Source organism: Solwaraspora sp. WMMD406 (genome assembly GCF_029626025.1).
Classification (GTDB): Bacteria; Actinomycetota; Actinomycetes; order Mycobacteriales; family Micromonosporaceae; genus Micromonospora_E.
This window is the reverse complement of the sequence record NZ_JARUBF010000001.1, coordinates 2486121-2509154: the sequence shown is the minus strand read 5'-3', so window position 1 is coordinate 2509154 and position 23034 is coordinate 2486121. Positions and strand designations below refer to the sequence as shown.

At 68.8% G+C, this 23034-nt stretch carries 18 protein-coding genes; 9 read left to right on the top strand and 9 right to left on the bottom strand.

Annotated features, from left to right (window positions below; all coding sequences use genetic code 11):
- Position 1: 1 nt before the first annotated feature.
- The 3 genes from O7632_RS11450 to O7632_RS11440 all read right to left on the bottom strand — a co-directional run bounded on the left by O7632_RS11450 (position 2) and on the right by O7632_RS11440 (position 4151).
- Positions 2-2002 (bottom strand): CRTAC1 family protein, encoded by a 2001-nt coding sequence (locus O7632_RS11450; RefSeq protein ID WP_278113865.1) that lies wholly within the window; start codon positions 2000-2002, stop codon positions 2-4.
- A gap of 4 nt (positions 2003-2006) precedes the next feature.
- Positions 2007-2981: a DUF1702 family protein gene (locus O7632_RS11445; protein ID WP_278113862.1), complete on the bottom strand. Its 975-nt coding sequence runs from the start codon at positions 2979-2981 to the stop codon at positions 2007-2009.
- Between the two features lie 423 nt (positions 2982-3404).
- The gene (locus tag O7632_RS11440; RefSeq protein ID WP_278113861.1) at positions 3405-4151 is read right to left on the bottom strand and encodes an AraC family transcriptional regulator; all 747 of its coding nucleotides are present in this window, start codon (positions 4149-4151) and stop codon (positions 3405-3407) included.
- Between the two features lie 960 nt (positions 4152-5111).
- Here O7632_RS11440 and O7632_RS11435 point away from each other — a divergent pair.
- Positions 5112-6176, top strand: coding sequence for an NAD-dependent epimerase/dehydratase family protein (locus tag O7632_RS11435; RefSeq protein ID WP_278113859.1), 1065 nt, complete (start codon positions 5112-5114; stop codon positions 6174-6176).
- Positions 6177-6313: 137 nt separating this feature from the next.
- Here the strand turns inward: O7632_RS11435 and O7632_RS11430 are convergent, their stop codons facing one another.
- The 3 genes from O7632_RS11430 to O7632_RS11420 form a co-directional block, all read right to left on the bottom strand.
- Entirely contained in the window at positions 6314-7390 is a 1077-nt protein-coding gene (locus O7632_RS11430) for a carboxymuconolactone decarboxylase family protein (RefSeq protein ID WP_278113856.1), read from the bottom strand.
- Positions 7391-7452: 62 nt separating this feature from the next.
- Positions 7453-9108 carry a GMC family oxidoreductase gene (locus O7632_RS11425; RefSeq protein WP_278113854.1) on the bottom strand — a complete coding sequence of 552 codons (1656 nt, stop codon included), beginning with the start codon at positions 9106-9108 and terminating at the stop codon, positions 7453-7455.
- A complete protein-coding gene (locus tag O7632_RS11420) occupies positions 9105-9635 on the bottom strand; it encodes a DUF5987 family protein (RefSeq protein ID WP_278119975.1) in 531 nt (176 codons plus the stop codon). The genes O7632_RS11425 and O7632_RS11420 overlap by 4 nt, the downstream gene beginning before the upstream one ends.
- A 528-nt stretch (positions 9636-10163) precedes the next feature.
- On the opposite strand from O7632_RS11420, the gene O7632_RS11415 reads away from it, so the two are divergent.
- The 7 genes from O7632_RS11415 (at position 10164) to O7632_RS11385 (ending at position 19758) form a co-directional block, all read left to right on the top strand.
- Positions 10164-10964: a TIGR03084 family metal-binding protein gene (locus O7632_RS11415; protein WP_278113852.1), complete on the top strand. Its 801-nt coding sequence runs from the start codon at positions 10164-10166 to the stop codon at positions 10962-10964.
- A 379-nt stretch (positions 10965-11343) separates the two neighbouring features.
- On the top strand, positions 11344-13065 hold the full coding sequence (locus O7632_RS11410; protein ID WP_278113850.1) for a family 16 glycoside hydrolase: 1722 nt from the start codon (positions 11344-11346) through the stop codon (positions 13063-13065).
- Positions 13065-14819: a pectate lyase gene (locus tag O7632_RS11405; protein ID WP_278113848.1), complete on the top strand. Its 1755-nt coding sequence runs from the start codon at positions 13065-13067 to the stop codon at positions 14817-14819. The genes O7632_RS11410 and O7632_RS11405 overlap by 1 nt, the downstream gene beginning before the upstream one ends.
- Complete coding sequence (locus tag O7632_RS11400; RefSeq protein ID WP_278113847.1) at positions 14819-16507, top strand: LamG-like jellyroll fold domain-containing protein; 1689 nt, start codon at positions 14819-14821, stop codon at positions 16505-16507. Before O7632_RS11405 ends, O7632_RS11400 begins: the two co-directional genes overlap by 1 nt.
- Before the next feature lie 3 nt (positions 16508-16510).
- Positions 16511-18022, top strand: a complete 1512-nt coding sequence (locus O7632_RS11395) for a LamG-like jellyroll fold domain-containing protein (RefSeq protein ID WP_278113845.1) — start codon at positions 16511-16513, stop codon at positions 18020-18022.
- Between the two features lie 130 nt (positions 18023-18152).
- Entirely contained in the window at positions 18153-18398 is a 246-nt protein-coding gene (locus O7632_RS11390; RefSeq protein WP_278113843.1) for a hypothetical protein, read from the top strand.
- A 301-nt stretch (positions 18399-18699) separates the two neighbouring features.
- Positions 18700-19758 carry a serine hydrolase domain-containing protein gene (locus tag O7632_RS11385; RefSeq protein ID WP_278113841.1) on the top strand — a complete coding sequence of 353 codons (1059 nt, stop codon included), beginning with the start codon at positions 18700-18702 and terminating at the stop codon, positions 19756-19758.
- A gap of 4 nt (positions 19759-19762) precedes the next feature.
- Here the strand turns inward: O7632_RS11385 and O7632_RS11380 are convergent, their stop codons facing one another.
- Positions 19763-20416 carry a hypothetical protein gene (locus O7632_RS11380; protein WP_278113840.1) on the bottom strand — a complete coding sequence of 218 codons (654 nt, stop codon included), beginning with the start codon at positions 20414-20416 and terminating at the stop codon, positions 19763-19765.
- 926 nt (positions 20417-21342) lie between these two features.
- Here O7632_RS11380 and O7632_RS11375 point away from each other — a divergent pair.
- Positions 21343-21777 carry a hypothetical protein gene (locus tag O7632_RS11375; protein WP_278113839.1) on the top strand — a complete coding sequence of 145 codons (435 nt, stop codon included), beginning with the start codon at positions 21343-21345 and terminating at the stop codon, positions 21775-21777.
- 194 nt (positions 21778-21971) lie between these two features.
- Here the strand turns inward: O7632_RS11375 and O7632_RS11370 are convergent, their stop codons facing one another.
- Both O7632_RS11370 and O7632_RS11365 read right to left on the bottom strand, forming a co-directional pair.
- Positions 21972-22178, bottom strand: a complete 207-nt coding sequence (locus tag O7632_RS11370) for a DUF397 domain-containing protein (protein ID WP_278113837.1) — start codon at positions 22176-22178, stop codon at positions 21972-21974.
- A complete protein-coding gene (locus O7632_RS11365; RefSeq protein WP_278113835.1) occupies positions 22165-22938 on the bottom strand; it encodes a helix-turn-helix transcriptional regulator in 774 nt (257 codons plus the stop codon). The genes O7632_RS11370 and O7632_RS11365 overlap by 14 nt, the downstream gene beginning before the upstream one ends.
- Between the last annotated feature and the right edge of the window lie 96 nt (positions 22939-23034).

Sequence of the window (23034 nt, the reverse complement as noted above, 5' to 3'; positions counted from 1 at the left end):
GTCACCTCACCGTTGCCTGGGAGTCGAGCTGCACGTCGTGCCAGCCCGGGGTCAGCTGAAGGTTCGCCTCGTGGACCTGGCCGGTGCGGTCACGCCAGGTCACCCGCACCTGCACTGGTCCGGACACGTCGCCGAGACCGATGTGTACCTCGTGGCTGCGCTTGCCGGAGTGGCCGCTGCCACCGTCCACGCGGGAGATGAAGGTGCGTCCGTCCGGGGTGGTGACGACGACCTGGGCACCCGTCGCCGGGGTCCCGGCGGCCGGGGTCTCGCCGCCGGGAGGGGTCTCGCCGCCGGCCGGGGTCTCGCCGCCGGCTGCCGCCGCGTCGACCGGGTGGACGAGCCGCAGCCCGAGGAACGCCCCCGGCGACGGGCTCACGTTGTGGTAGTAGACCGGCTCGGCCCACTGCCGCGCGACCGCCCAGTCCAGCAGACCGTCACCGTCGGCGTCGCCGGTGGCGATGCCCCGGGTCGGCACCGGGATCGCCAGGCCCAACTCGTGCGCGAGGTCGATGTAACGGCCGTCCTCGCCGGGCACGAAGAACCGCAGCGTCTGACCCCCGGCGACGTCGTCACCGGCCGTCACATGCGGCCACCAGCGCGGGTCGGACAGCACCTGGTCGTTGGCGGTGGCCAGTTCCTGCAGCTGCGGCCAGCGGTTGACCTCGCCCTTGACGAAGCCGAGTGACTGGGTCACGACGGTGCGTCCGCTGTTGTCGAAGTCGGCCAGTTTGGTGTCCCAGCCCCAGCCGGACCAGGCGAGGCCGATGTCGGCGCTGCGCTCTTCGAACGGTGCCTCGCCGGCGGTCAGCCGCCGACGCATGTCGGTGTGGTCGGCGGCGGTGCTGACGAAGGCGTAGTTGCTTTCGATGATGCCGAACGTGGTGGTGATGTTGCTGACGAACATGTCGTACATGCCGTCACCGTCGATGTCGCCGAAGTCGACACCCATCCCCTTGAAGGAGTCCCGACCGAGGTGCAACGACTTGGGTACGTTCGGCTTGCGTACCGCCCGTACGATGGCCAGGTCGATGTTGCCCGGGGTGGACCTGTTGTGCAGCAGGCGGTCGGGGCCGAAGTCGTGCCCCAGGTAGAGCTCGGGCAGCAGGTCGCCGTCGAGGTCGTTGGCGCCGGAGGCGAGCACCCACCCGTTGGAGGCCTCTTCCGGGATGGCGTCGTCGACCCGTTCGTAGCTGACCGTCGGGTTGGTGCCGGCGGTCGCGCCGGTCCAGCGGAAGATGTAGTCAGGCCCGCCGTTGAGGCCGTAGGACATGGAGTGGTTCATCTGCACGCCACCGTCGACGGTGTCGTCGAGCACCGGCGAGTGCGGGAAGTAGTTGCCGACGTAGATGTCGTCGTAGCCGTCTCCGTCGAAGTCGGCGACGGTGACCGCGTTGGTGTTCCATTCCGGTCCGGTGTAGCCCCGTCCGCCGGAGCCCGGCATCAGCTCGGTCGGCAGGTAGCGGTCCATGCTGAGCTCGTCGACGCCGGCTCGGGCGAGGTAGATGATCGGGGTCCGGCCCCACAGGTAGACCAGCAGGTCCATCCGGCCGTCGGCGTTGAAGTCCCCGGGTACGCAACCCATCGGCGCCATCGCCTCGTGCATCGGCAGTCCGTCGGGCCGCAGGGCGAACGGCTCGTACCGGGGGGTGCCCTCCGTCGGGACCGGGGTGACCACGACCTGGTCGATCCGGGGATCGGTGACGCACAGGTCGTTGGCGAGCCCGTCGCCGTCCAGGTCGTTCATGGCGATGCCGGCACCGACCGAGGAGATCCAGGCGTCGATGTGCCGGTACGCCTGGTTGACCTTGCGGATCGACTGCTGCGGGAACCCGCCCGGCATCGCGATCGACATCGGGGTGAAGGAGTACCCGCTCGCCAGCTCCGATCGTGTATCGGCTGCGGCACCGGGCTGACGTGCGATGAAGAACAACGTCACCACGAGCAGTACGGCGACGATTCCAGCAAGTTGCCGGCGAAGCCAACCAACTGTCGACGACACGGAACTAACACCTCCCAAGGGACACGAACTCGCTGGCGATGCGTTCCCGCCAGATCTCGTAGGACGGCAATTGACTGCGGGCCGCGACGTCCGGGCGGGACCGTCGGCTGACCTCGGCGGCGTCTGCCGGTGACATGCCGCAGAAGACCTCGGTGGCCAGCGCGGTGTGCGGTACGAGCAGCCCGGCCCGGATCCGGGCTTCGGCGGCGAAGGCGCTGGCCTGGGCGACCTGCGGCCGATGGTCGCCGGCGCGCTCCCAGAACCGGCGCAGTTCGTCCTCGCTGGCACCACCGGCGTAGGTGGCGGCAAGCCCGGCACCGCTGTACAGGTCGGCCCGGCGGCGGGCCGGGAAGGCGTCGATCAGTCCGGCCACCCGGTCCGGGTCGGTGCCGCCGACGAACCACATCGCCCGGCCCACCCCCTGATCGATCGCGCGCGCCGCGTACCACTGGGGGCCGCCGACCGGCCACGGGAAGTTCGTCTCCTCGTACTGTCCGCCGACGTACCGGTCGGTGTGGAAGTAGGCTTGGTGGAACCCATAGCCGTCGAGCGCGAGCCAGCGCAGCAGCGGGTCCGGCGCGGCCAGGGTGGACCAACGGAACCGGGGCAGCCGGGCCATCGCCCAGCCGATGCCGACGTAGGCCATGTAGACGTGCGCGGATCCGGGACCGTCGAGGAATCGGGCCAGCCGGCCGCCACCCCCGAAGGGGAGACCGTCCAGGACACCGAACGCCATGGCCGCACCCTCGTAGGCGAAGCCCCGGAACCGCACCGGAAGGTCGTCGAGGGGACCGGCTACGGCTTCGGGCGTAGGGGCTTCCATCGCAGCCGCGTAGCCGGCGAGAAAGGACTGGCCGACAGTCTCGAGAACATCTCGGGCGGCGGCGTCCTTCTCGTAGAAACCACGGGTTTCCAACGTGGTCTCGGACACCTTTGGTGTGAGGATTTGGCGGCGCATGGCGCGCCAGAGTGTGGCCAATTCTATCCCCCACTTAGATCAACGGACACCAGCGATATTCGTGAATACTGCCAGCGCCGGTGGCGGTATTGTTCTCGCAGATTGCCGTGACTCGGCATGTTTCAGAGAGGAGAAGGAAGACCGGTACCATCGGGCGCGCGCCGCGTCACGCGAGATGCGACGAGCGCGATACGGGATGCGCGGTGCTGGCCCGTACGCGTGACGCCGGCCGAATTCCGGAATGCCGGCCGGATTCCGTTATGCCGGGTCGGCGGCGGTGTCGGGACCTACGGACAAGGGCAGCCCACGAACGAGGTCAGCCCACGGACAACGGCGTCAGGGCCACAGGACAAGGGCGCCAGCCGTGTCGGTGCCGTCCGTCGTCGGACGAATGACACCGAGGGCGACGCCCACTCCCCCGTCACATATACGTGTTCGGTCGGGTCAGGCGGCCAGCGCGTCCTGCCGGATGTCCAGCAGGGCGAGCAGAACCGGCGGATGCAGGCTGGTCATCGGGTCGAGTTGGACGTCCGCCTCGACCACCATGCCGGGCCGTACGACCAGCGGGCCACAGCTGCCCACCCAGGCCGCACCGGGGTCGTCGGGGTCGGTCATCCAGTGGGCGAGCAGATACCAGGCGCCGACCGGGACTTTGTCCAGCCGGTATTCACCCGGCCCGTCCAAGACCGCGCACTGAGCCGGACGCCCTTCGGGGATCCGCTCCGGGAAGAGACCGATGAACACCGGCCCACTCTGCCCGGCGTCGAGCGCCCGGATGCGGCCCCGTGCTCCGCCGGTCATCCGGCGGGCCAGCACCATCCGATCGACTGTCGGAACATCTATGGCGTAGCCCCCGGTGCGTCGGAAGGCAGTCGGCGAGAGTCCGACACTTCGGGAAAATCTTGAGCTGAAGGTGCCGACGCTGGCGTACCCCACCTGGATGCTGATGTCCGCCACGTTCATCGACGTGGCGAGCAGGAGCTGCTTGGCCCGCTGGATCCGCAACGCGGAGAGGAAGCGGCCCGGCGAGACTCCGGTGACCTGCTGGAACGTCCTGGAGAAATGGAACTTGCTGAACAGCGCCGCGCGGGCCATGTCATCAACGGTCAACTGCTCACCGAGATGCGCTCGCATGTAGTCGATAGCCCGCACCGCAGCCTTCTCGATTGCACCTTCCACCGCGACTCCCATCTGTCAGTGACGTCAAGAAATCCAACTCGTTCTGCCAAGAAGGTTGCGGATTGGCGGCCCCAGCGGTCCGCCAATCAAAAGATCTGTCGTCGACATGTCAACTAATCGCACGCGAACACCCTGATCCTCACCAGAACAGGTGCACCATCTGCAATGACTAACCGCGACCGAGTCGATGCTAGCCCACCTACTCCACCCCTAGCAACGATTGATCGAGGGCCGGATCACCATGAGTGACACCACTACCAGGGAAGACATCACTTGCTGCGGTCAATGCCGTCTGGATAATGGTTGGTAGAGATTCCCGCTATCCGCTCGGTCATTGACCAAGCAAACGTCCGGCAACCCGAACGGTCACGGCGGTATATCGCAACAGATCAGACAAGAGCCTTGATTTACGCGAATCACGCGGTCCACCCGGCAGCACTCAACCGCACGCCGGCATCCACCGCTTTTCCCGAAATTCCGCCCATCCAGGGCTGCCTACCGGAGCCCTCACCGACCGCTCGTCAACCCTCGGCGACCCGACTGCCGAAACCAGACACCGCCGTCACCGCTTCACACTCCGCAGTGGTCCTGGCCCAAAAAAAGTGACCCAAGGTAACTCGTAGTTACACCTTCGGCAATATCGAAGAAAGCAGCGGGCGGAGCGGCAGCCTCCTCAACATGGCTAAAAGGAATAGTCTGCCTCCTTCGGATATGCCGGCAACCACCGTCATATGCCCTGTGCGACCACGATCCACGTCGCTGCCACCAAGGCCTACGGATCGAGACCATCGCGCATCCGACAAGCTGAACCGGGGCCCACCGCCGTGGAACACTGACCGAGAGGCACTGGGTCGCTATCGATGCGATGTCGATCGACTACCGCGACGCCCACCCGAGCGCCGAACCCGGCGCGGTCATCCTGAGCACCGCGGCCCGGCGCAGCCATCCTGAGGAGGAGACGTGCTTGTCCTGGTGACCGGAGGTACCGGCTTCATCGGCGCGCACTCGGCGGCCGCCATCCATCACGCCGGCCACCGCCTGCGGCTGCTGGTCCGCGATCCACGTCGGCTCGCGCCCGCGCTGGTGCCGCTCGGCGTACCGGCCGACGACGTCGAGGTGGTGGTCGGTGACGTCACCGACCCGAGTACCGTCGACGCGGCAGTCGACGGATGCGACGCCGTGCTGCACGCCGCGTCGGTCTACAGCTTCGACTCCCGCCGACACCGCTCGATGGCGGCCAGCAACATCCGAGGTACGGAGATCGTCCTGTCCCGCGCCCGGCGGGCCGGAGCGGATCCCATCGTGCACGTGTCGACCTTCGGCGCGCTGCTGCCCAGCCGGGACACGTCGATCACCCCACAGTCGCCGGTCGGGGCACCTCGGGAAACGTACCTGCGGACCAAAGCACGGGCCGACACGATCGCCCGGCAGCACCAGGCGGACGGCGCGCCGGTCGTCATCACCTATCCGATGGCCTCGCTCGGTCCACACGATCCGCACCTCGGCGACCAGGCCAGCAGGGTCCGCGACGTCCTCCGGGGTCTGCTGCCGATCTGGCCCGACGGCGGTTTCCCGGTCGGCGACGTACGCGACGTCGCCCGCCTGCACGCCGCGCTACTGCGCGCCGGCCAAGGACCTCGACGCTACTTCGCCCCCGGACGCTACGTCTCCACCAGGGAGTTCGTCGGCACCTTGCGGGAGGTCACCGGCCGGCGGCTACCGACCATCGTGCTGCCGTCGGCGGCGGTGCTGCCCGTCGGTCGGCTGGCCAGCGCCGCTCAGCGGCTGCTCCCCACCCCGTTGCCGGTGCAGTACGGTGCGGTCTACATCTGCCGGATCGGCCGCCCGGTGGACGGGTCGGCAACCGACGATCTGCTCGACCAGCCGGCGATTCCGCTACGCCAGTCGATGGCCGACACCGTCCGGTGGCTGCACGCCACCGGGGCGATATCCGATCGGCAGGCCGGCGACGCCAGAGTCGCCGACGCACTCGGCGATCCGCACTCCACTCCCGAACCGGACGTCAGCCCCCGGTAGGCATTGGTGCTGCCCGGGCGGTCGAGTCGCCCGGGCAGCACCATTACGAAGGGTCGACGCCAGCCAGAAAGGTCAGCCAGAAAGGTCAGCCAGAAAGGTCAGCCAGAAAGGTCAGCCAGAAAGGTCAGCCAGAAAGGTCAGCGCGGCAGTGGAGGCACCGAGCGGGACAACCAGCTGGCGATCCGGCGGGCCGCACGCCAGCTGACCCACCCGGCGACGCCGATCAACGCCTCGTCGCCGCCGGCCGACGATCGGGCCGGCTCGACCACGGTCTCATCCACCTGGTACGCGGCGAACGCGACCAGCTGGACGAACCGCCCGAGCGGCCGATGCTCCACTGGTAGCTCACGTACCGCCTGGTCGGCCCAGGCCCGGCTGAGTCCGAAGCTCTGGCCGTCCCATCCGGCCAACCCGGTCGTGACGTGGTCGCGGACCGGCGCCGGCACGCTCCGGACACCGGCCGCCTCGATCGCTGCAGCGGCCCGACCGAACGCGTCGGCGATCAGCGGCGCCGGCGCGGCCCAGCCCAGGTCCGCCGGCAACGGCGCCGGTGGCAACAGCGGCGACCGGGACGGATCGCCACCGCGTTCGGCGACCGCCCGCATCACCTGCCCGAGCAGGCGACGGATCGTGTGCTGGACCGGCGCCGGGGCCGCCGCCGGGATCGGCGACGACCCGAGGAACACGTTGACCATCCGGTTGAGCAGGTGAAACGTGACGGCCACACCGATCGCCTCGGCGTCGGCCGCTGACGAGCCGGTAGCCGGCAGAGCGGGCCCGCCGACGCTGCCACTGTGCCGGCCCCACTCGGCGAGCGCCCGTAGCCGCGCCGAGGGCACCGCGTCGAGCCGGCCGGCGGAGATGAGCTGCGCCGCCTCGCCGCCGCCGAACCCCGCCAACACCGTCGTGTGCACCTCGACGCAGTACGGACAGGAGTTGCCCAGCGATACGGCGGCGGCGATCGCTTCCTTCTCCGCCCGCTCCAGGTGACCGTCGGCGACCAGGGTCGCGCGCAGCATCGCCCAGCAGGCGGCCAACACCTGGGGATCCGGCGAATGCAGCGCCAGCGGCGGCGCCAGGATGCCGAACTCCCGCTCCACCTGCCGGTAGACATCGGCGACGAGCCCGACGGCCGCCCCCGGTGCCACCGGTGTCACGTACCGCACGTCGGTGAAGGACCGCTTGACTCCCGTACGGATCAACCAGCCGCGCATGCGCTCCTGCCTACCTGGACCACCGCCGCGACGGCCGTCCTGAGTGGTGGACTCGGCCCTGTTCAGTGGGCGGTCGAGGTGACCGCGTGCTGAAGCACACCGCGACGGCCGGCGGTCTCCCCGCTCGGTGCCGGCGCGCCGTAGGTCACCTGGACACCCCGTTGCCGGGCGGCCTCGACGATGCCGGGAACCGCCCGCTCTGCGAGGGCGCTGATCGTCATCGCCGGGTTGACGGTCAACGCGCCGGGCACCGCCGAACCGTCGGTGACGAAGATTCCCGGATGGCCCCGAAGCTCGTGCCGATCGTCCAAGGCCGACGTCGCCGGGTCGTCGCCGATGCGACATGACGCGAGCGGGTGCACCGTGTAGGCGCCCACCAGCTCGTTGGTCCACGGCAGCACCCGCGACAGGCCGTCGCGCTCCAGGATGTCGCGCACCTCGGCGTCGGACTTCTGCCAGCCGAGCAGCGTATTGGCGGTCGGCCGGTACCGCAGCGGCCCCCGGGACAGCATCTGCTGGGACAGCCGTACCGCGTTGCCCGACGGCGGCGGGGTGCCGAATTCGCCCTCGTTGTCGTCCTCGCTCATCGTGAACACCGTCAGCCACGACTGCCAGCGCCGCAGGATCTCCTTCTTTTCGGCACCGAACCAGGTCGGACCGGTCGCGTCCGGCACCTGGGCGAGGATCGTGCCGAAGCCGGGCGGAAAATAGAGCTGCTCCAGCGAGTAGCGGTGGTATTCGGGGAGCGATCCGTCCAACCGGTCCCAGTTGGCGACGGTGGGCCCCTTACCAATCTGGTACGCCTGGTAGGCGATCCCTTCGGCGCGGGAAAGGCCGAGCACGTCACGGATCCGGTCCTCGTTCATGATCGCGGTGTTGAGCCGTTCGCCGTTGCCGGAGAAGTAGCGGCCGACCGCTGCCGGCATGGTGCCCAGATGCGGTGCGGACCGCTGCAGGATCACCGGGGTCGCGGCGGCACCGGCGGCCACGATGACGATCTTGGCGTCGATCGCTCCACTGCCGACCTCGACCCGGTAGTCGACGTCGTCGATCACCGAGTAATGCACCCGGTAGCCGCCGTCGTCGTTGCGGGTCAGATGCTGTACCTCGTGCATGGGCCGGATCTGGGTACCGTGGCTGATCGCCGCCGGCAGATAGTTGAGCAGCAGCGACCGTTTCGCGTCGAAGCGACACCCGGACATCATCCAGTTGCAGTTGGTGCACTTGGCGTCGTCGATCGCCACCGGGACCGGGTTGGCCGTCCGGCCGGAGTGCCGGCAGGCGGCGGCGAACAGGCCACCGGCGTAGGGCACCTTGTCCCAGGTCGTCTGCGTGATCGGCAACGCCTCGGCAACCCGGTCGTACCATGGGTCGAGCGTGTCGCGGGAGATGGCCGCCGGCCACATCCGGCGCCCGATGCTGCCCTGGCGGTCGAAAGTGAACCGGGGGGCGCGCGGCATCGCCGCGAAGTACACCACGCTGCCGCCGCCGACGCAGTTGCCGCCGAGCACGCTCATGCCGTCACCGATGACGAAGTCGAACGCCCGGGTCGTCGACGAACCGAACTTGAAATCCTGGTCGAATTCCGGTCCGGTCAGCCACGGACCGCGTTCCAGCATGACGACGCGAGCGCCCCCGGCCGCCAGATGATATGCGGTGATCGCTCCGCCGAATCCACTTCCGATCACCAGGACGTCAGTTGATTCGATACTCGTCATGCCGGGCTCCCTGAGGGGGTGGTGTCGGGGTGCAGATCGGCCAAGGCCCGCCCGTACGAATAGGCAGGAAAACGCCAGAGGCCATCCTGGTCCGGCGGAAAGTAGCCGAGTGTCAACAGGCCTGGATGCCCCTGGGCGAACGCGTCGGTGGTGTGCATGTGCGAGGCCGCGTCAAAGGCGATGGTGTTGAACATCGCCAAACTGATCCACAGTTCGCGTTCCTCGAAGTCGACCGACGTGAGCTGCTGGATCAGCGCGACCCGGTCGGGATAGTCGAGGGCGACGAAGGGCGGGACGTCGTCGTCGAGAGTGCGGCCGTGGGTCTCGGCGTACTCGCCTGCGTGGTCGTTGAGGCCGACAGCCAGCTCCTCCAGCAGGGGCGCCATGCCGCCTTCCTCACCGCGCAACACCTCCAACGCACCGCAGACCACGGCCCCACCGCCGACGGAAACGCCCGCGATCGCCCGGTCGCCGGGCCACCGCTTCTCGCCCGGCAGGATGGTGTCGGCGTACGCCTCCAACGTCATGGTCGTCTCGTCGGCCGCCGGATCTGAATGCACGATGCGCCTCCCGTAATCTCTGGATACCTGGCGTTGTCTTCATTTCCGGCAGTCGTCTCCGGCGGTCGTCGAGCTCCACGCGGACACATTCCTCCACTCGTCCGCCATCCATCGTGCGGGCCGCCGACCGAGGCCGGCATCTCCGTGATTGCTTCGCTCCAGCCGTACTTAACAAGGAAGAGAACCGCAATATCGGCAACGACGGATCACCGTCGCATGTAGCGATCGATCGACCCAGGACCGGCATACGGCCCTTCGGGTCCGCACGCTGGGAGACGTACGTCTATCCGAGACTCGTTTACGCTCGATCCGCACGGTCGGCTCTGGAAAGCCCCGGTGCCGGCGTGGCACACATCCGGACTCGGCACCGGACACGTACGCCACGACCCGGGCCGGGTCGCTGGCCGTTGGCCGTTGGCCGTTGACCGCAACGTATCGGAAAACGCCGTGAATGCATCAGCCGGTGCGCCGGAGACCGCAATGAAGGGAAATGGCATGGCCCAGCAACCGGACGTGATCTCCGCGCTCTCCGCCGAGGGCGCGGTCGTCGACCGACTCGTCAGTGGCTTGACCGACGAACAGTGGCGGATGGCGACCCCCGCTCCGGGGTGGACGATCGCCCACCAGATCGCCCACCTCGCCGCAACCTTCCGCCTGGCCGGGATGGCCGCCGCCGACCCGGACGGCTTCACCGCGCTCACCGCCCGACTCGGCCCCGACTTCAACGCCAACGTGGAACGGGCCCTGACCGAATATCTGGTGGAGACGCCGTCGGGGCTGCTCGCCCGGTGGCGGAGCGAACGGGAAGCCGCGGAGAAGGCGCTGGCCGCCGTACCTGCCGACCAGGTCGTGCCGTGGCTGGTCCGCCCGCTGCCGCCGGGAGTGCTGGCAATGGCGGGCATGATGGAGCTGTTCGGCCACGGTCAGGACATCGCCGACGCGCTCAAGGTTCGGATCGAACGCACCGAACGGGTCGGCTTCCTGGTCGGCTTCGCGGTCCGGACCTGGGACTTCGGCTACCTGGCGCGGGGTCTGGAGGTGCCGGACGTGCAGTTGCGCTTCGAGTTGACCGGCCCGTCGGGGCGGCTGTGGGAACACGGTCCGGCCGACTCCACCCAGCGGATCACCGGGCCGGCCGTGGACCTCTGTCTGCTGGTCACCCGTCGCCGGCACCGGGCCGACCTGGCGCTGACCGCCGAGGGCGCGCAGGCCGACCAGTGGCTGGACATCGCCCAGGCCTACCGTGGTCCGGCTGGTCCCGGTCGCAAGCCCGGCCAGTTCGCCGACCTGGGCTGAGCCCGCCCGCACCAGAGCCATCAGGCCGTACGGGCCCGTGGTTCCCGAGATCCATCGGGGACCACGGGCCCGTACGGCTGTCGCCGTCTGGGCGGTAGGTGGCGCGGTCCGGACCGCTGCAAAATTCCTGCACATCGATCCCCTTGACGCAAGGAAAGCCCTTTCCCTACGTTGAGAACAGTCGGTTACGTCGCTGTTACAACCGCTTATCCCACCCCCACCACCAACCCCTGCACCGTTCGGGACACGCACCCTCCCGGACACCGACAGGGGTGCTCGGCGTACCCGCGAACCGGTCGGCCGGCGGCCCGGCACCCACGCCACCGGCCCCACCCCCACCCCGCCGCGCAGCCGGTGGGCAGCGGAAAGGGCGACATCCATGCCTTTGCCCAGACGATCGAGGTTCTCCCGCCGTCGGCCGATCACAGCCGCCGGACTCGACACGGCCCGCACCGGCGGCGCGATCGCCGCGGTGATCGCCGTCGCCGTGATCGCCGTCGCCGTGATCGCCGTCAGCGCGAGCACCGCGCACGCGGCCACCCTCTACTCCGAAGACTTCGACGACGGCACCAGCAACTCGTGGACCAGATCCGGTGGCAGCTGGTCGGTGATCAGCGACGGCTCCGGGGTCTACCACCAGTCCAGCACCGGCAGCGACGCCAAAGCGCAGAGCGGATCGAGCGCCTGGACGAACTACAGCGTGCGGGCCAGAGTCAGACCGGCCGCGTTCAACGGCACCGACCGCAGCGTCGGAGTGCTGGCCAGAGCCCAGAGCATGACCAGCTACTACCAGCTCGGCCTGACGAACACCGGTCGGATCCAGCTCAGCAAACGCACCGGCGGCAGTCCACAGGTGATCGCGTCGAGCGCCGCCACCGTCACCCCCGGCACCTGGTACACGCTGCGGCTGGAAGCGTTCGGCACCAGTCTGCGCGGCTTCCTCGACGGCACCGAGGTGATCGACGCCACCGATGCCAGCCTGGCCAACGGCCGGGTCGGGCTCTACACCCGCTACGCCAGCGCCTCCTTCGACGACCTTTTGGTCACCGACGACGCCGCACCCGGCGGACCCGGAACGCCGACACCGAGCCCGTCCGTCACCCCGACCCCGTCTCCGTCTCCGTCACCGTCGGTCTCCCCGACCGTGTCTCCGCCGCCGTCGGGAACCTGCGACACCTCGGGCCGGCCGACCGGATTCGCCTCGGTCGACGCCTGGGGGCAGGACGGCACGACCGGCGGGGCCGGCGGACCAACCGTCGAGGTCGACACCGCCGCCGAGTTCATCGCCGCGATCGGCCAGGCCGGACCGCTCAACATCTGCGTACGGGGCATGATCCAACTGCCGTCGACCCCGCAGATGCACGACGTCACCTCGGACAAGACGATCGTCGGCATCGGCGCGAACTCCGGCATCACCGGGGGTGGCCTCAACATCGGCCTGCCGATCGACAACAGCATGACCAGCCCACCGGCTGACGCCGTCCACAACGTGATCATCCGGAACATGATCTTCCGGGGCGCGACCGACGACTCGATCAACATCCAGATGTTCTCGCATCACGTGTGGATCGACCACAACGACCTGGCCCACGGCTACGACGGTCTACTCGACGTCAAACGCGGCTCGTCGTACGTCACGATCTCGTGGAACCACTTCCACCACCACACCAAGAACATGCTGCTCGGCCACGACGACGACAACGGCGCCCAGGACATCGGCCGGCTCAAGGTCACCTACCACCACAACTGGCTGGACGACGCCCCGCAGCGCAACCCCCGGGTCCGTTTCGGCGAGCCGGTGCACATCTACAACAACTACTTCTACCGCAACACCGACACCGGAGTCGCCTGTCAGGCCAATGCCGGCTGCATGGTCGAGGGCAACTACTTCGACAGCGTCGAAGAACCGATCACCAACCGGTACGCCGGGCCGTCCGGCCGCTGCGTGGCCCGCGACAACGTGTACGCCGGCAACGAACCGGGCCAACCGGTGTGCAGCGGCACCGTGCAGGAACCCCGCGACTACTACAGCTACCAGATGGACGATCCGGCAGACGTGCGGACGATCGTCATCGCCGGTGCCGGCGTGGGCAGGATCTGATGACCGGGCGGAACACGACGTCCACCCGGACGGACATCCGGCCGCGCGCCGGCCGTACCGGATCGCGGGTCACCGCCGGGCACGGTGCCACCACACCGGCCACGGCTGTGGCCACCGCGCTGGCCGCAGCCCTCGCCGTTTCGCTCGCCATCGTCCTCGCCGTTTCGCTGGCGAGCGTGGCACACGCGGCGACGCTGTTCAGTGACGACTTCGACACCGGCTCGGCCGCCGGCTGGACCCGTTCCGGCGGCAGCTGGTCGGTGGTCACCGACGGATCCGGCGTCTACCGGCAGTCCGGCACCGGCTCGGACGCCAAGGCCCAGGCCGGCGCGACCTGGACCGACCAGGCCGTACAGGCCAGGGTCAACCCACTGGCCTTCGGCGGAAGCGACCGATTCGTCGGCGTCGCCGCCCGGGCCCGGAACATGACCACCTACTACTACCTGGCGCTGCGCGCCGACGGGCAGGTCGTGCTCGGCCGCCGGGGCTCGGGTGGTTACACGACACTGGCCAGCGCGCCGACCACCGTGACGCCCGGGAGCTGGCACACCGTACGGCTGGAGGCGTTCGGCACCGATCTGCGCGGCTACGTCGACGGCCGGGCCCTGCTCAGCACGGTCGACAGCACCCTCGGATCAGGGCGGGTCGGGCTGGTGACCTACTACGCCAGCGCGTCCTTCGACGACGTCACGGTCACCGACAGCGCCGGACCGGGTCCGTCGCCGAGCGCGACGCCCGAGCCGAGCGGCACGCCGTCGCCGACCCCCGCACCGACGATCTCACCGACTCCCACCGGACCGCCAACCCCGACTCCGACTCCGACCGGATCGCCGACACCGACCAGCCCGCCGCCGGTGCCGCGACCCGGCCAGCCCGACGGGTACGCGGCCGTACCGGCGATGGGTCTTCCCGGCACCACCGGCGGGGTCGGCGGCCCGACCGTCACCGTCACCACCGCGGTTGAACTCGCCCAGTACGCCGGGGCCAACACCCCGTACGTGATCGAGGTGTCCGGACGGATCCAGGTCTCCGGGATGGTGACCGTGGTGGCCGACAAGACGATCGTCGGGCTGGGCGACACCGCCGAGATCGTCGGCGGTGGGCTGCAGCTGGGCACCACCACCCGGCCCGGCAACAACGTGATCGTCCGCAACATCACCTTCCGCGACGCCGACGACGACTCGATCAGCGTCCACAACGGATCCCATCACGTCTGGATCGACCACAACGAGTTCTACCCGGGCTACGACGGGTCGGTCGACGTCAAACGACGATCAAGCTACGTCACGGTCTCCTGGAACCGGTTCCACGGCACCGACAAGAGCATGCTGCTCGGCCACTCCGACTCGTTCACCGACGACATCGGATACCTGAAGGTCACCTACCACCACAACTACTTCGACGGGTCCCACCAGCGGCACCCACGGGTGCGGTTCGGCGAGCCTGTGCACGTCTACAACAACTACTACCGGGGCATCGGACTCTACGGCGTGGTCTCCACCGAGAACGCCGGCGTGCTCGTCGAAGGCAACTACTTCGCCGACGTCGCCTACCCGTGTCACTCGGCCAGCGGGTACGCCGACTCCGGTCCCGGCCGGCTGGTGCAACGGCACAACGTCTTCGTCCGGTCCGGGGTCTGCGAGACCAACGGAACCGTCGCCGAACCCGGCAGCTACTACTCGTACACCCTGGACGACGCCGCCCAGGTGCCGCAGATCGTGTCGGCGGGTGCCGGCGTGGGAAGGATCAACTGATGCGAATCGGACACTGGCGTCCGCTGACCGCCGCCGGCCTGGCCGGCCTGCTCACCACCGCGTTCCTCACCGCGACGGTCCTGACCGGCACCACGCCGGCCCAGGCGGCGACCCTGTTCGCCGACGACTTCACCGACGGCAACCACAACGGCTGGAGTTCCTCCGGCGGGTCCTGGCGGGTCGAGCCGATCGACGGCGACCCGGCGCTCGCGCAGCGCGGCACCAGCGCCGACGCCCGGATGCGCGACGGGCAGGCGACCTGGACCGACTACACCGTGTCCGCCCGGGTGCGGCCGACCGACCACGGAAGCACCGGTGGCTTCGCCGGGCTGGCCGCCCGAGCCCAGGGCAGCACCAGCTACTACTACCTGGCGCTGGGCGGCGACGACACACTGACCTTGGGCCGACGGGCCGGTGGCACGCTGATCCCACTGGCCAGCGCCACGCTGCCGGTGGAGACCGACACCTGGTACACGCTCCGGCTGACCGTGTCGGGCAGCGGCCTGACCGGCGCGGTCGACGGCGGGCCGTCCGTGGCCGCCGCCGACGACAGCTACGGCACCGGCCAGATCGCGCTGCTGTCCCGCTACACGGCCGCCGCCTTCGACGACGTCACCGTCGTCAGCGCACCACCCGGGCCCAGCCCGACAGCCAGTCCCGGCCCGACTCCGAGCGCGACTCCGAGCGCGACTCCCTCGCCCTCGACGTCACCGACGGCCACGCCGACCGTCACGCCACCCCCGACCGTCACGCCACCGCCGGCCGGGCAACCGGACGGCTGGGCCAGCGTCGCGGGCCTCGGCACCGCCGGCACCACCGGAGGTGCCGGCGGGCCGGTGGTCACCGTCCGCGACACCGCCGGCTTCCTCGATCACATCGCCCGCCCCGGGCCGTACGTCATCCAGGTCGCCGGCACCATCACGCTGCCTACCGGCACCAGCGACGGGATGTACGACGTGGCATCGGACAAGACGATCGTCGGCCTCGGCGACGACGCCACGCTCTCCGGCGGCGGGCTGAACATCGGCCTGCCGATCGACGACGATGTCACCGCACCCCCGGCGAACGCGGTGCACAATGTGATCATCCGTAACCTGCACCTCACCGGCGCGACCGACGACCTGATCAACGTGCAGATGTTCAGCCATCACATCTGGATCGACCACAACTCGTTCTCCAACGGCGACGACGGCGCGGTCGACATCAAGCGGGGATCCGACTACGTGACGGTCTCCTGGAACCACTTCTTCGACCATGCCAAGACGCTGCTGCTCGGCCACGACGAGGACGCCGGCCCGCAGGACATCGGCCGGCTACGGGTCACCTACCACCACAACTTCTTCGACCGGTCCGACCAGCGGAATCCACGGGTGCGCTTCTCCGCCTCCACCCACGTCTACAACAACTACTACTTCGACAACAGCTACGGCGTCGCCTCCACCTACGACGCGGCCGTGCTGATCGAGAACAACTACTTCTACAGCGTCAACAACCCCGGCCGGGTGATCTTCAGCGGCGACCAGGGCCGCATCGTCGAACGCGGCAACATCCTGGTCGACTGCAACCACCCGATCGAGACCCGGGGCACCGTCCCCGAGCCCAGTCAGTACTACGGCTACCGACTCGACGACGCGGCCGACGTACCGACCATCGTCCCGGCCGGCGCCGGTGCCGGAAAGCTGGGCTGACCGATGAGCCCACGCACCGCGACCCGCACCCTGCTCGCCGGCGGACTGGCCGCGCTGGTCGCCGCAGCCACGCTCACCATCGCCGGCAGCGCGCAGGCGGCGACCCTGCTCGCCGACGACTTCACCGACGACGCCGGACCGGTGCTGCGCCAGGGCGGCACCAGCGCCAACGCCCGAGCGGTGGCCGGCGACCCCGGCTGGACCGACTACACAGTGGCCGTACGGGTCAAGCCGACCGCCTTCAACGGCAGTGACCGGTTCGTGGCCGTCCTCGCCCGAGTCGCCTCCACCACCAGCTACTACTACCTGGCGCTGCGCAGCAGTGACCGGGTCGAGCTGAAACGCCTGGTCGGCGGGTCCAGCACCACGCTGGCCAGCGCCAGCCTGCCCGTCGACACCGGCACCTGGTACACGCTGCGGCTCACCGTCGCCGGCACCACCCTGACCGGACAGGTCGACGGCGGTCCGACGCTGACCGCGACCGACACCCGGTACGTCAGCGGCGGTGTCGGGGTGGCAACCTTCAACGCCAGCGCCAACGTCGACGACGTCGTGGTGAGCACGATCGACCCGGTGCCGACCCCGACCGGGCCACCGACAACCGGGCCACCGACCAGCCCGCCGCCGGTCGCCGGTGACCGACCGAACGGGTTCGCCAGCGTCGACGCCCTCGGTCAGGCCGGCACCACCGGCGGCACCGGCGGACCGGTGGTGACCGCCACCAACACCACGGACTTCCTGTCCTACATCGACACCATCGGCCCGCTGGTCATCCAGGTGCGGGGCACCATCCAGATCAGCAGCAAGAAAGGCGTACGGCCGAACAAGACCATCGTCGGGCTCGGCGACGACGCCGAGATCACCGGCGGCGGGCTGGACTTCTACCGCTCGTACAACGTGATCGTGCGCAACATCCACTTCACCGACGCCGAGGACGACGCGATCAACGTCGGCCAGGAGTCACACCACATCTGGATCGACCACAACACCTTCTCCGGCGCGGTGGACGGTTCGATCGACGTCGTACGCGGCGCGGACTACGTGACCATCTCCTGGAACCACTTCGACCACGCCGACAAGAGCATGCTGATCAGCCACTCCGACGGCGCCGGGTCGACCGACACCGGCAAACTCAAGGTCAGCATCCACCACAACTTCTTCGACCACAGCCGGCAACGCCACCCTCGGGTGCGCTTCGCCGAACCGGTGCACGTCTACAACAACTACTTCCTCGACAACGAGCTGTACGGTGTCGCGTCGACCGAGAACGCCGGCGTGCTCGTCGAGGGCAACTACTTCGAGAACGTGCCGTTCCCGATCTTCTCCGCCAGCGGCTACGCCGACAGCGGACCGGGCCGGGCGGTGCAACGCGCCAACATCTTCGTCGACTCGGGCGTGCCGGAGACCACCGGTTCGGTGGTCGAACCGCGCACCTACTACCCGTACCAGCTGGATCCGGCGGCAGACGTGCCAGCCCTGGTACGCGCGGGAGCCGGCGCCGGCATGCTCGGCTGATCCGGCCCCGCCCCGGCCGGGAGGTGTCGCCACGGCACCTCCCGGCCGCCCGCGCGGTCGGGCCCGCATGATCGGCCGGCGAACGGGTAGAGCCTCGACTGGCTGAGGAGCGACGTACCCGGGGGGTCACATGACTGACGACGACGGAGCGGGCGACGCCGCGCTCGCGCAGGCGGTACGGGCGGCGCGGGCCCACGCCGACGCAGCCACCCAGATCGCGCGTTTCCTCGACCGGATGGGCACGGTACCGGACCCGGCCGGCGTCGCCGAGTACGCCAGCCTGCTCGCCCGCGAGGAGTTGACCCGCGACGACCGGACGTCGGCGCTGCGTGCCGCCGGGCTGGACGTACCGAGTCTGGACCCGGAAGCGGCGTGACCGACACCGGCGTGCCACAGCGGCCGCCGACCCGGCAGGCCGCCGACCCGATCGAGGGCGACGAGCAGTCCCAGCATGCCGGCGAAGGCCACGACCGGCCCGGTCCCGAAGACGGCCAGCAGCAGGGCAACGACGTAGTCGACCAGCCGACCGGGTACGGCGAGCCGGAGGCGGTTGACCAGACGAAGGCCGGGCGGCCGATCACGAACCGGTTGGTCGCGGACCAGCCGGCAGCGCAGGTGTCGCCCGTACCCCGGCAAATCGGTGGCGGCACCGGTCTCCGGTTGCGATGCTCACCACCGTGCCCGACCTCTCGACGTTTTCCGCCGCGCTCGGCGAACGTGCCGCGCGCGACGAGTTCACCGGCTCGGTCCTGGTCACCTTGGGAGACCAACGGCTGCTCGCCGGCGCGTACGGGTACGCCAACCGGGCCTGCCGCACAGCGTGCACCCTGGACACCCGGTTCGACACCGCGTCGGTCACGAAGCTGTTCACCGCCGTCGCCGTACTGCAACAGATCGAGCGCGGCGCGTTCGCGCTGGAGACCTCGGCGGTCGAGTACCTCGGGCTTACCGGCACCACGATCTCGCCGGACGTCACCCCGTACCACCTGCTCACCCACACCTCCGGGATCGCCGACGACGCCGACGAGTCGGACGGCGAGCGGTACGAGGACCTGTTCGTCGACGAGCCGACGTACGCGTTCACCGAGACCGCGCACCACCTGCCGCACTTCGTCACCAAACCGCCCAGGTTCGCGCCGGGCGAGGCCTGCCGGTACTGCAACGTCGGCTACCTCCTGCTCGGCCTCATGGTCGAGCGCGCCACCGGCGGCTCCTACCGCGAGTACGTGCACGCCAACGTCTTCGAGCCCGCCGGCATGAGCCGGTCGGCGTTTCTGCGCATGGATGTCGTCGCTTCGGACGTCGCCGAAGGTGTGGAGGCGATCCGGGACGCCGACGGCGAGATCACCGGCTGGCGGCGCAACATCTTCTCGTACCCGCCGGTCGGCGACCCGGCCGGCGGCGCGTACACGACCGTCGGTGACCTCACCGCGTTCCACCGGGCGCTCGCCGAGGGCCGGCTGCTGGGACCGGAGTCGACCGCCGCGATGTTCATCCCGTACGCGCAGGCAGAGGGCTACCTGGCGACCGGGTACGGGCTGGAGTTCAGGACCGACGCCGAGGGCCGGGTCCGCTACTACGAGAAGGAGGGCGTGAACGTCGGCGTCAGTGCGCTACTGCGGCACTACCCTGGCCACGGCACGGGCGACGGCGTCACGCTGGCCATGCTCGGCGTCGGCGAGGACACCATCTGGCCGCTGGTCCGGCTGTTCGACGAATCGATGCCGCACACCTGAGACCTCAGGTACGCGACCGTAGCCGTTCAGCGATGGACGCTCGGTCACTGCCCGCTTCGAGCCGGGCAGCGTCGATGGCAGCCAAGATCAAGGACTTGTCAGACGCGCTCAATCGGCGCCACTCCGCTTCGGCGAGCAGCAGGCCCTGATACTGCTCGTTGCGCGACCGGGACTCGGTGACAGCCGCGCGAATGGTGTTCACATCAGTCAACGACGAGTCGCCTCTCATCAACCCGAGCACGAGAACCCGGACGACCGGAGCCCCTTCCGCGAACAGCCGCCTGACCTCAAGCGGGTCGAACTTCCGGCGCAATGCCAGAGACGCCGCGCGCTTCACGAGCAGACCCTGCAACGCGACCCTGGCCGCATAGTGCTCCGCGCCACGCAGCTCCTCGTGCACGAGCGCGTAGGACTCCGCGAGACCGATCAGCTCGGTCTGTCGCATGATTTCTGCCGATTGGGGCGCAACGTTCTCGATGTCCGAGACGAGGCCGACGCTCACTCCGTCCGGTCCGATCGCCAACACGGTCAACCGCTCGACCACGAGCGGGCTGACGGCCAACAACCCGCCCGCCGCGATGACGGCGATGACACCACCGCCGCTGTCCGGGACCCGCACGGTCTGCCACACCCCCGCAACGAGCAGGACCAGTCCCACGAAGCCGACGATCCAACGCCAGATCCCACCCATGGTCCGGCATCTAACCACGGATCCAAAGCAGACGTCATCGAGCGCGGCCGTGCGTGCATGCAGGCCGTAAAGTTCTTGGCTTCAAGTTCACGCCAGGGCTGTCCTCGCGCCACTTAGCAGTGAGCACAGCAGACAGGCGAAAGGCTATGGCTGCACTCCCGACTGCGCCAGGAGCGGGAGCTGCGCGACTACCTGCAGACGGCTACCGCGCTAACCCGAAACGAGTGCTGATGAATCACGTGCTGGAACCTCCCGACGAACCGGGACGTACGTTGCCCACGACCGCGACCGGCGTGCCGGGTCACCACGACCCGGACCCACCCCGGGTCGATGTCGCCGCCTACAGCGCCTTTACCGGGCAGAGGTCAAAGCCCTGGTCAACTTCCTGCTCTGGATGGGTGCCGGACTTGCCGACCCCACCGACATCGCCCAAGAGACGATGATCGAGGCGTACCAGAGCTGGCCGTCGATCCGGCATCCGCGCGCGTGGCCCGGCGGGTCGCGTCCCGCCGGTACGGCCGTCGACAATTCGGCCAGGAGGTGGCTACCGAGCCGGAGCTGTTCAGCCCGTTGCTTTCGGCCTCCGCCGACATCTCCGCCTGGGAGCAGCGACATGACGTCCTACGGCTGCCGGCCACACTTCCCTGGCGACAACGGCAGGTCATGGCGTGGACGTTCGACGGCTACCAGCCGCAGGAGATCGCCGTCGAACGTCACACCCGAGGCGGTACGGGCCAGCTTGAAGCTCGTCCGCCGCGCGCTCGCCGAACACCTCCGCCGAGCGGGGGGTGCCACATGAACCACGACGATCTGTTCACCGGCCGTAGATCCCGAACAGCCCGGCGCGACTCCCGACCGGTCAGATTTTTCAGGGTGCGGTCGCCGCTCGACTGATGTCGTTGGACATCGCCAGCCGCCTAGCTCTCCGCAACCACCCGGCCATTGTCGCCCTCGTTCTCATCCTGGCGATCACCAATGCAGCGGCAACCAACCGAGCCATCGACCGCAATCTCATCACCCTCGACCTCACCCGTGCCGTCGGCCTCACCCGCTCCCTCAACCTCGACCGCGTCCCCACCAGCGACCGCACCCTCACTCGCAACCTCAGCCGCGCCCTCGACCACGTCCGGAGCGACTTCACGGATGCCAATCTCAGCGATGTGGATCTGGGTGGGGTGTCTCTCGCTGGTGTCCGATGGTCGATGGCCACCACATGGCCGTCGGACGAGTGGCGGGCACAGGCTCTGCTGAACTCGCGTGACCTGGGCGGCGACGGAACGTATGAGATTCAGGGCGGCAACACTAAGGTTCCCGCCCACAGCACCTGAGCGCCCGTACGGACCTGTAGTGCGTTCGTGGTTGATCCCGTAGGGGGATCATGATCCCCCTACGGGATCAACCACGAACGACAATATGGTTCCCGGCGAGCTTCCATCGCAGGTCCACGAGCGACGCAGCGAAGAGACCCCGGCCACCTCGTACGAGGGTGACCGGGGTTCCGGGGAGCATTGCGGGAAGCGGGTCAGGCGGTGGCGGTGGTGCTCGTGTCCTTGGTCGACTCGACGAACGACGACCAGGCGGCCGGGCCGAAGGTCAACGTACCGCCGGCACGGTCCTTGGTGTCCCGGACCAGGACCCGACCGGGAAGGTTGTCGGCCACCTCAACACAGCTGTTACCGCCGTTGGCCGATCGGCTGGACTTCCGCCAGCGCGGTTCACTTGCGCTCATCGATCATCCTCAGCATCAGATCCCGGGACTGCACCACCGGCAGCGCGAGTCCGTCCACGGATTCCCAGGCTAGTTCCAGCTCGGTCACTTCGCCATGGCTGGACACCACGGTGCCCTTCAACTGGTTGTCCAGATAGCCACAGCGCCGACCGTCCGGCAGGCTGGCGATCACGAACGCGCCGCCGAGGCCAAGGTGCAGTCCGGCCTCATCCGGCAGTACCCGGACCTTGACCGACGGCCGGTGGCCGAGGTCGACCAGGTGGCCCAGCTGGTCCTTCATCACCTCGCGGGGGCTACGGCTGAGCGCGAATTCCCCGATGATGGCCGAGATCACCACCGGGTTGTCCCGGCCCAATGTCGCGGCTTGGCGCTCCAGCCGGGTGCGCACCAGGTCGTCGATCCGCCCGTCGTTCATCGTGGAGGTCGCCAACACCGCCCGCATGTAGCCCTCGGTCTGCAGCAGTCCGGGGATGAGCAGCGGCTCGTACGTGCGTAACAGCAGCGCGCGGCGCTCGTGCTCGACCCACGGACGCATCCACGGGTATCGGTCTTCCCGTGCCTCCAACGACAACTTGGCGAACTTGTCATCGGTGCCGAAGAGCTGGTCCAGGTTGGTCGCGGTGTCCGCCTGCGGGATGTGCCGCCCCGTCTCGAATCCCGCGATGAGCGACTTGGACACGCGCAGCGCGGCGCCAAGCTGAGTCTGATTCATTCCACCGGCGAGACGAAGTCGCCGGATCTCGACGCTGAGTTCACTCACGTTCGATCATCCCTGAGGTGTCTTGGTGTGGTGGTTGCAGGCGGTAGTCATCCTCCGCCGATCGAGGCGAACAGTCCAGGGCGGAAGGACAACTCG

What these genes read in the sequence shown, in the direction of transcription:
- O7632_RS11420 (WP_278119975.1), bottom strand. Translation starts at nt 9,635, where the DNA reads ATGACGTTGGAGGCGTACGCCGACACCATCCTGCCGGGCGAGAAGCGG.
- O7632_RS11375 (WP_278113839.1), top strand. Translation starts at nt 21,343, where the DNA reads ATGTCGTTGGACATCGCCAGCCGCCTAGCTCTCCGCAACCACCCGGCC.
- O7632_RS11395 (WP_278113845.1), top strand. Translation starts at nt 16,511, where the DNA reads ATGAGCCCACGCACCGCGACCCGCACCCTGCTCGCCGGCGGACTGGCC.
- O7632_RS11430 (WP_278113856.1), bottom strand. Translation starts at nt 7,390, where the DNA reads ATGCGCGGCTGGTTGATCCGTACGGGAGTCAAGCGGTCCTTCACCGAC.
- O7632_RS11440 (WP_278113861.1), bottom strand. Translation starts at nt 4,151, where the DNA reads ATGGGAGTCGCGGTGGAAGGTGCAATCGAGAAGGCTGCGGTGCGGGCT.
- O7632_RS11405 (WP_278113848.1), top strand. Translation starts at nt 13,065, where the DNA reads ATGACCGGGCGGAACACGACGTCCACCCGGACGGACATCCGGCCGCGC.
- O7632_RS11390 (WP_278113843.1), top strand. Translation starts at nt 18,153, where the DNA reads ATGACTGACGACGACGGAGCGGGCGACGCCGCGCTCGCGCAGGCGGTA.
- O7632_RS11425 (WP_278113854.1), bottom strand. Translation starts at nt 9,108, where the DNA reads ATGACGAGTATCGAATCAACTGACGTCCTGGTGATCGGAAGTGGATTC.
- O7632_RS11415 (WP_278113852.1), top strand. Translation starts at nt 10,164, where the DNA reads ATGGCCCAGCAACCGGACGTGATCTCCGCGCTCTCCGCCGAGGGCGCG.
- O7632_RS11400 (WP_278113847.1), top strand. Translation starts at nt 14,819, where the DNA reads ATGCGAATCGGACACTGGCGTCCGCTGACCGCCGCCGGCCTGGCCGGC.
- O7632_RS11370 (WP_278113837.1), bottom strand. Translation starts at nt 22,178, where the DNA reads ATGAGCGCAAGTGAACCGCGCTGGCGGAAGTCCAGCCGATCGGCCAAC.
- O7632_RS11410 (WP_278113850.1), top strand. Translation starts at nt 11,344, where the DNA reads ATGCCTTTGCCCAGACGATCGAGGTTCTCCCGCCGTCGGCCGATCACA.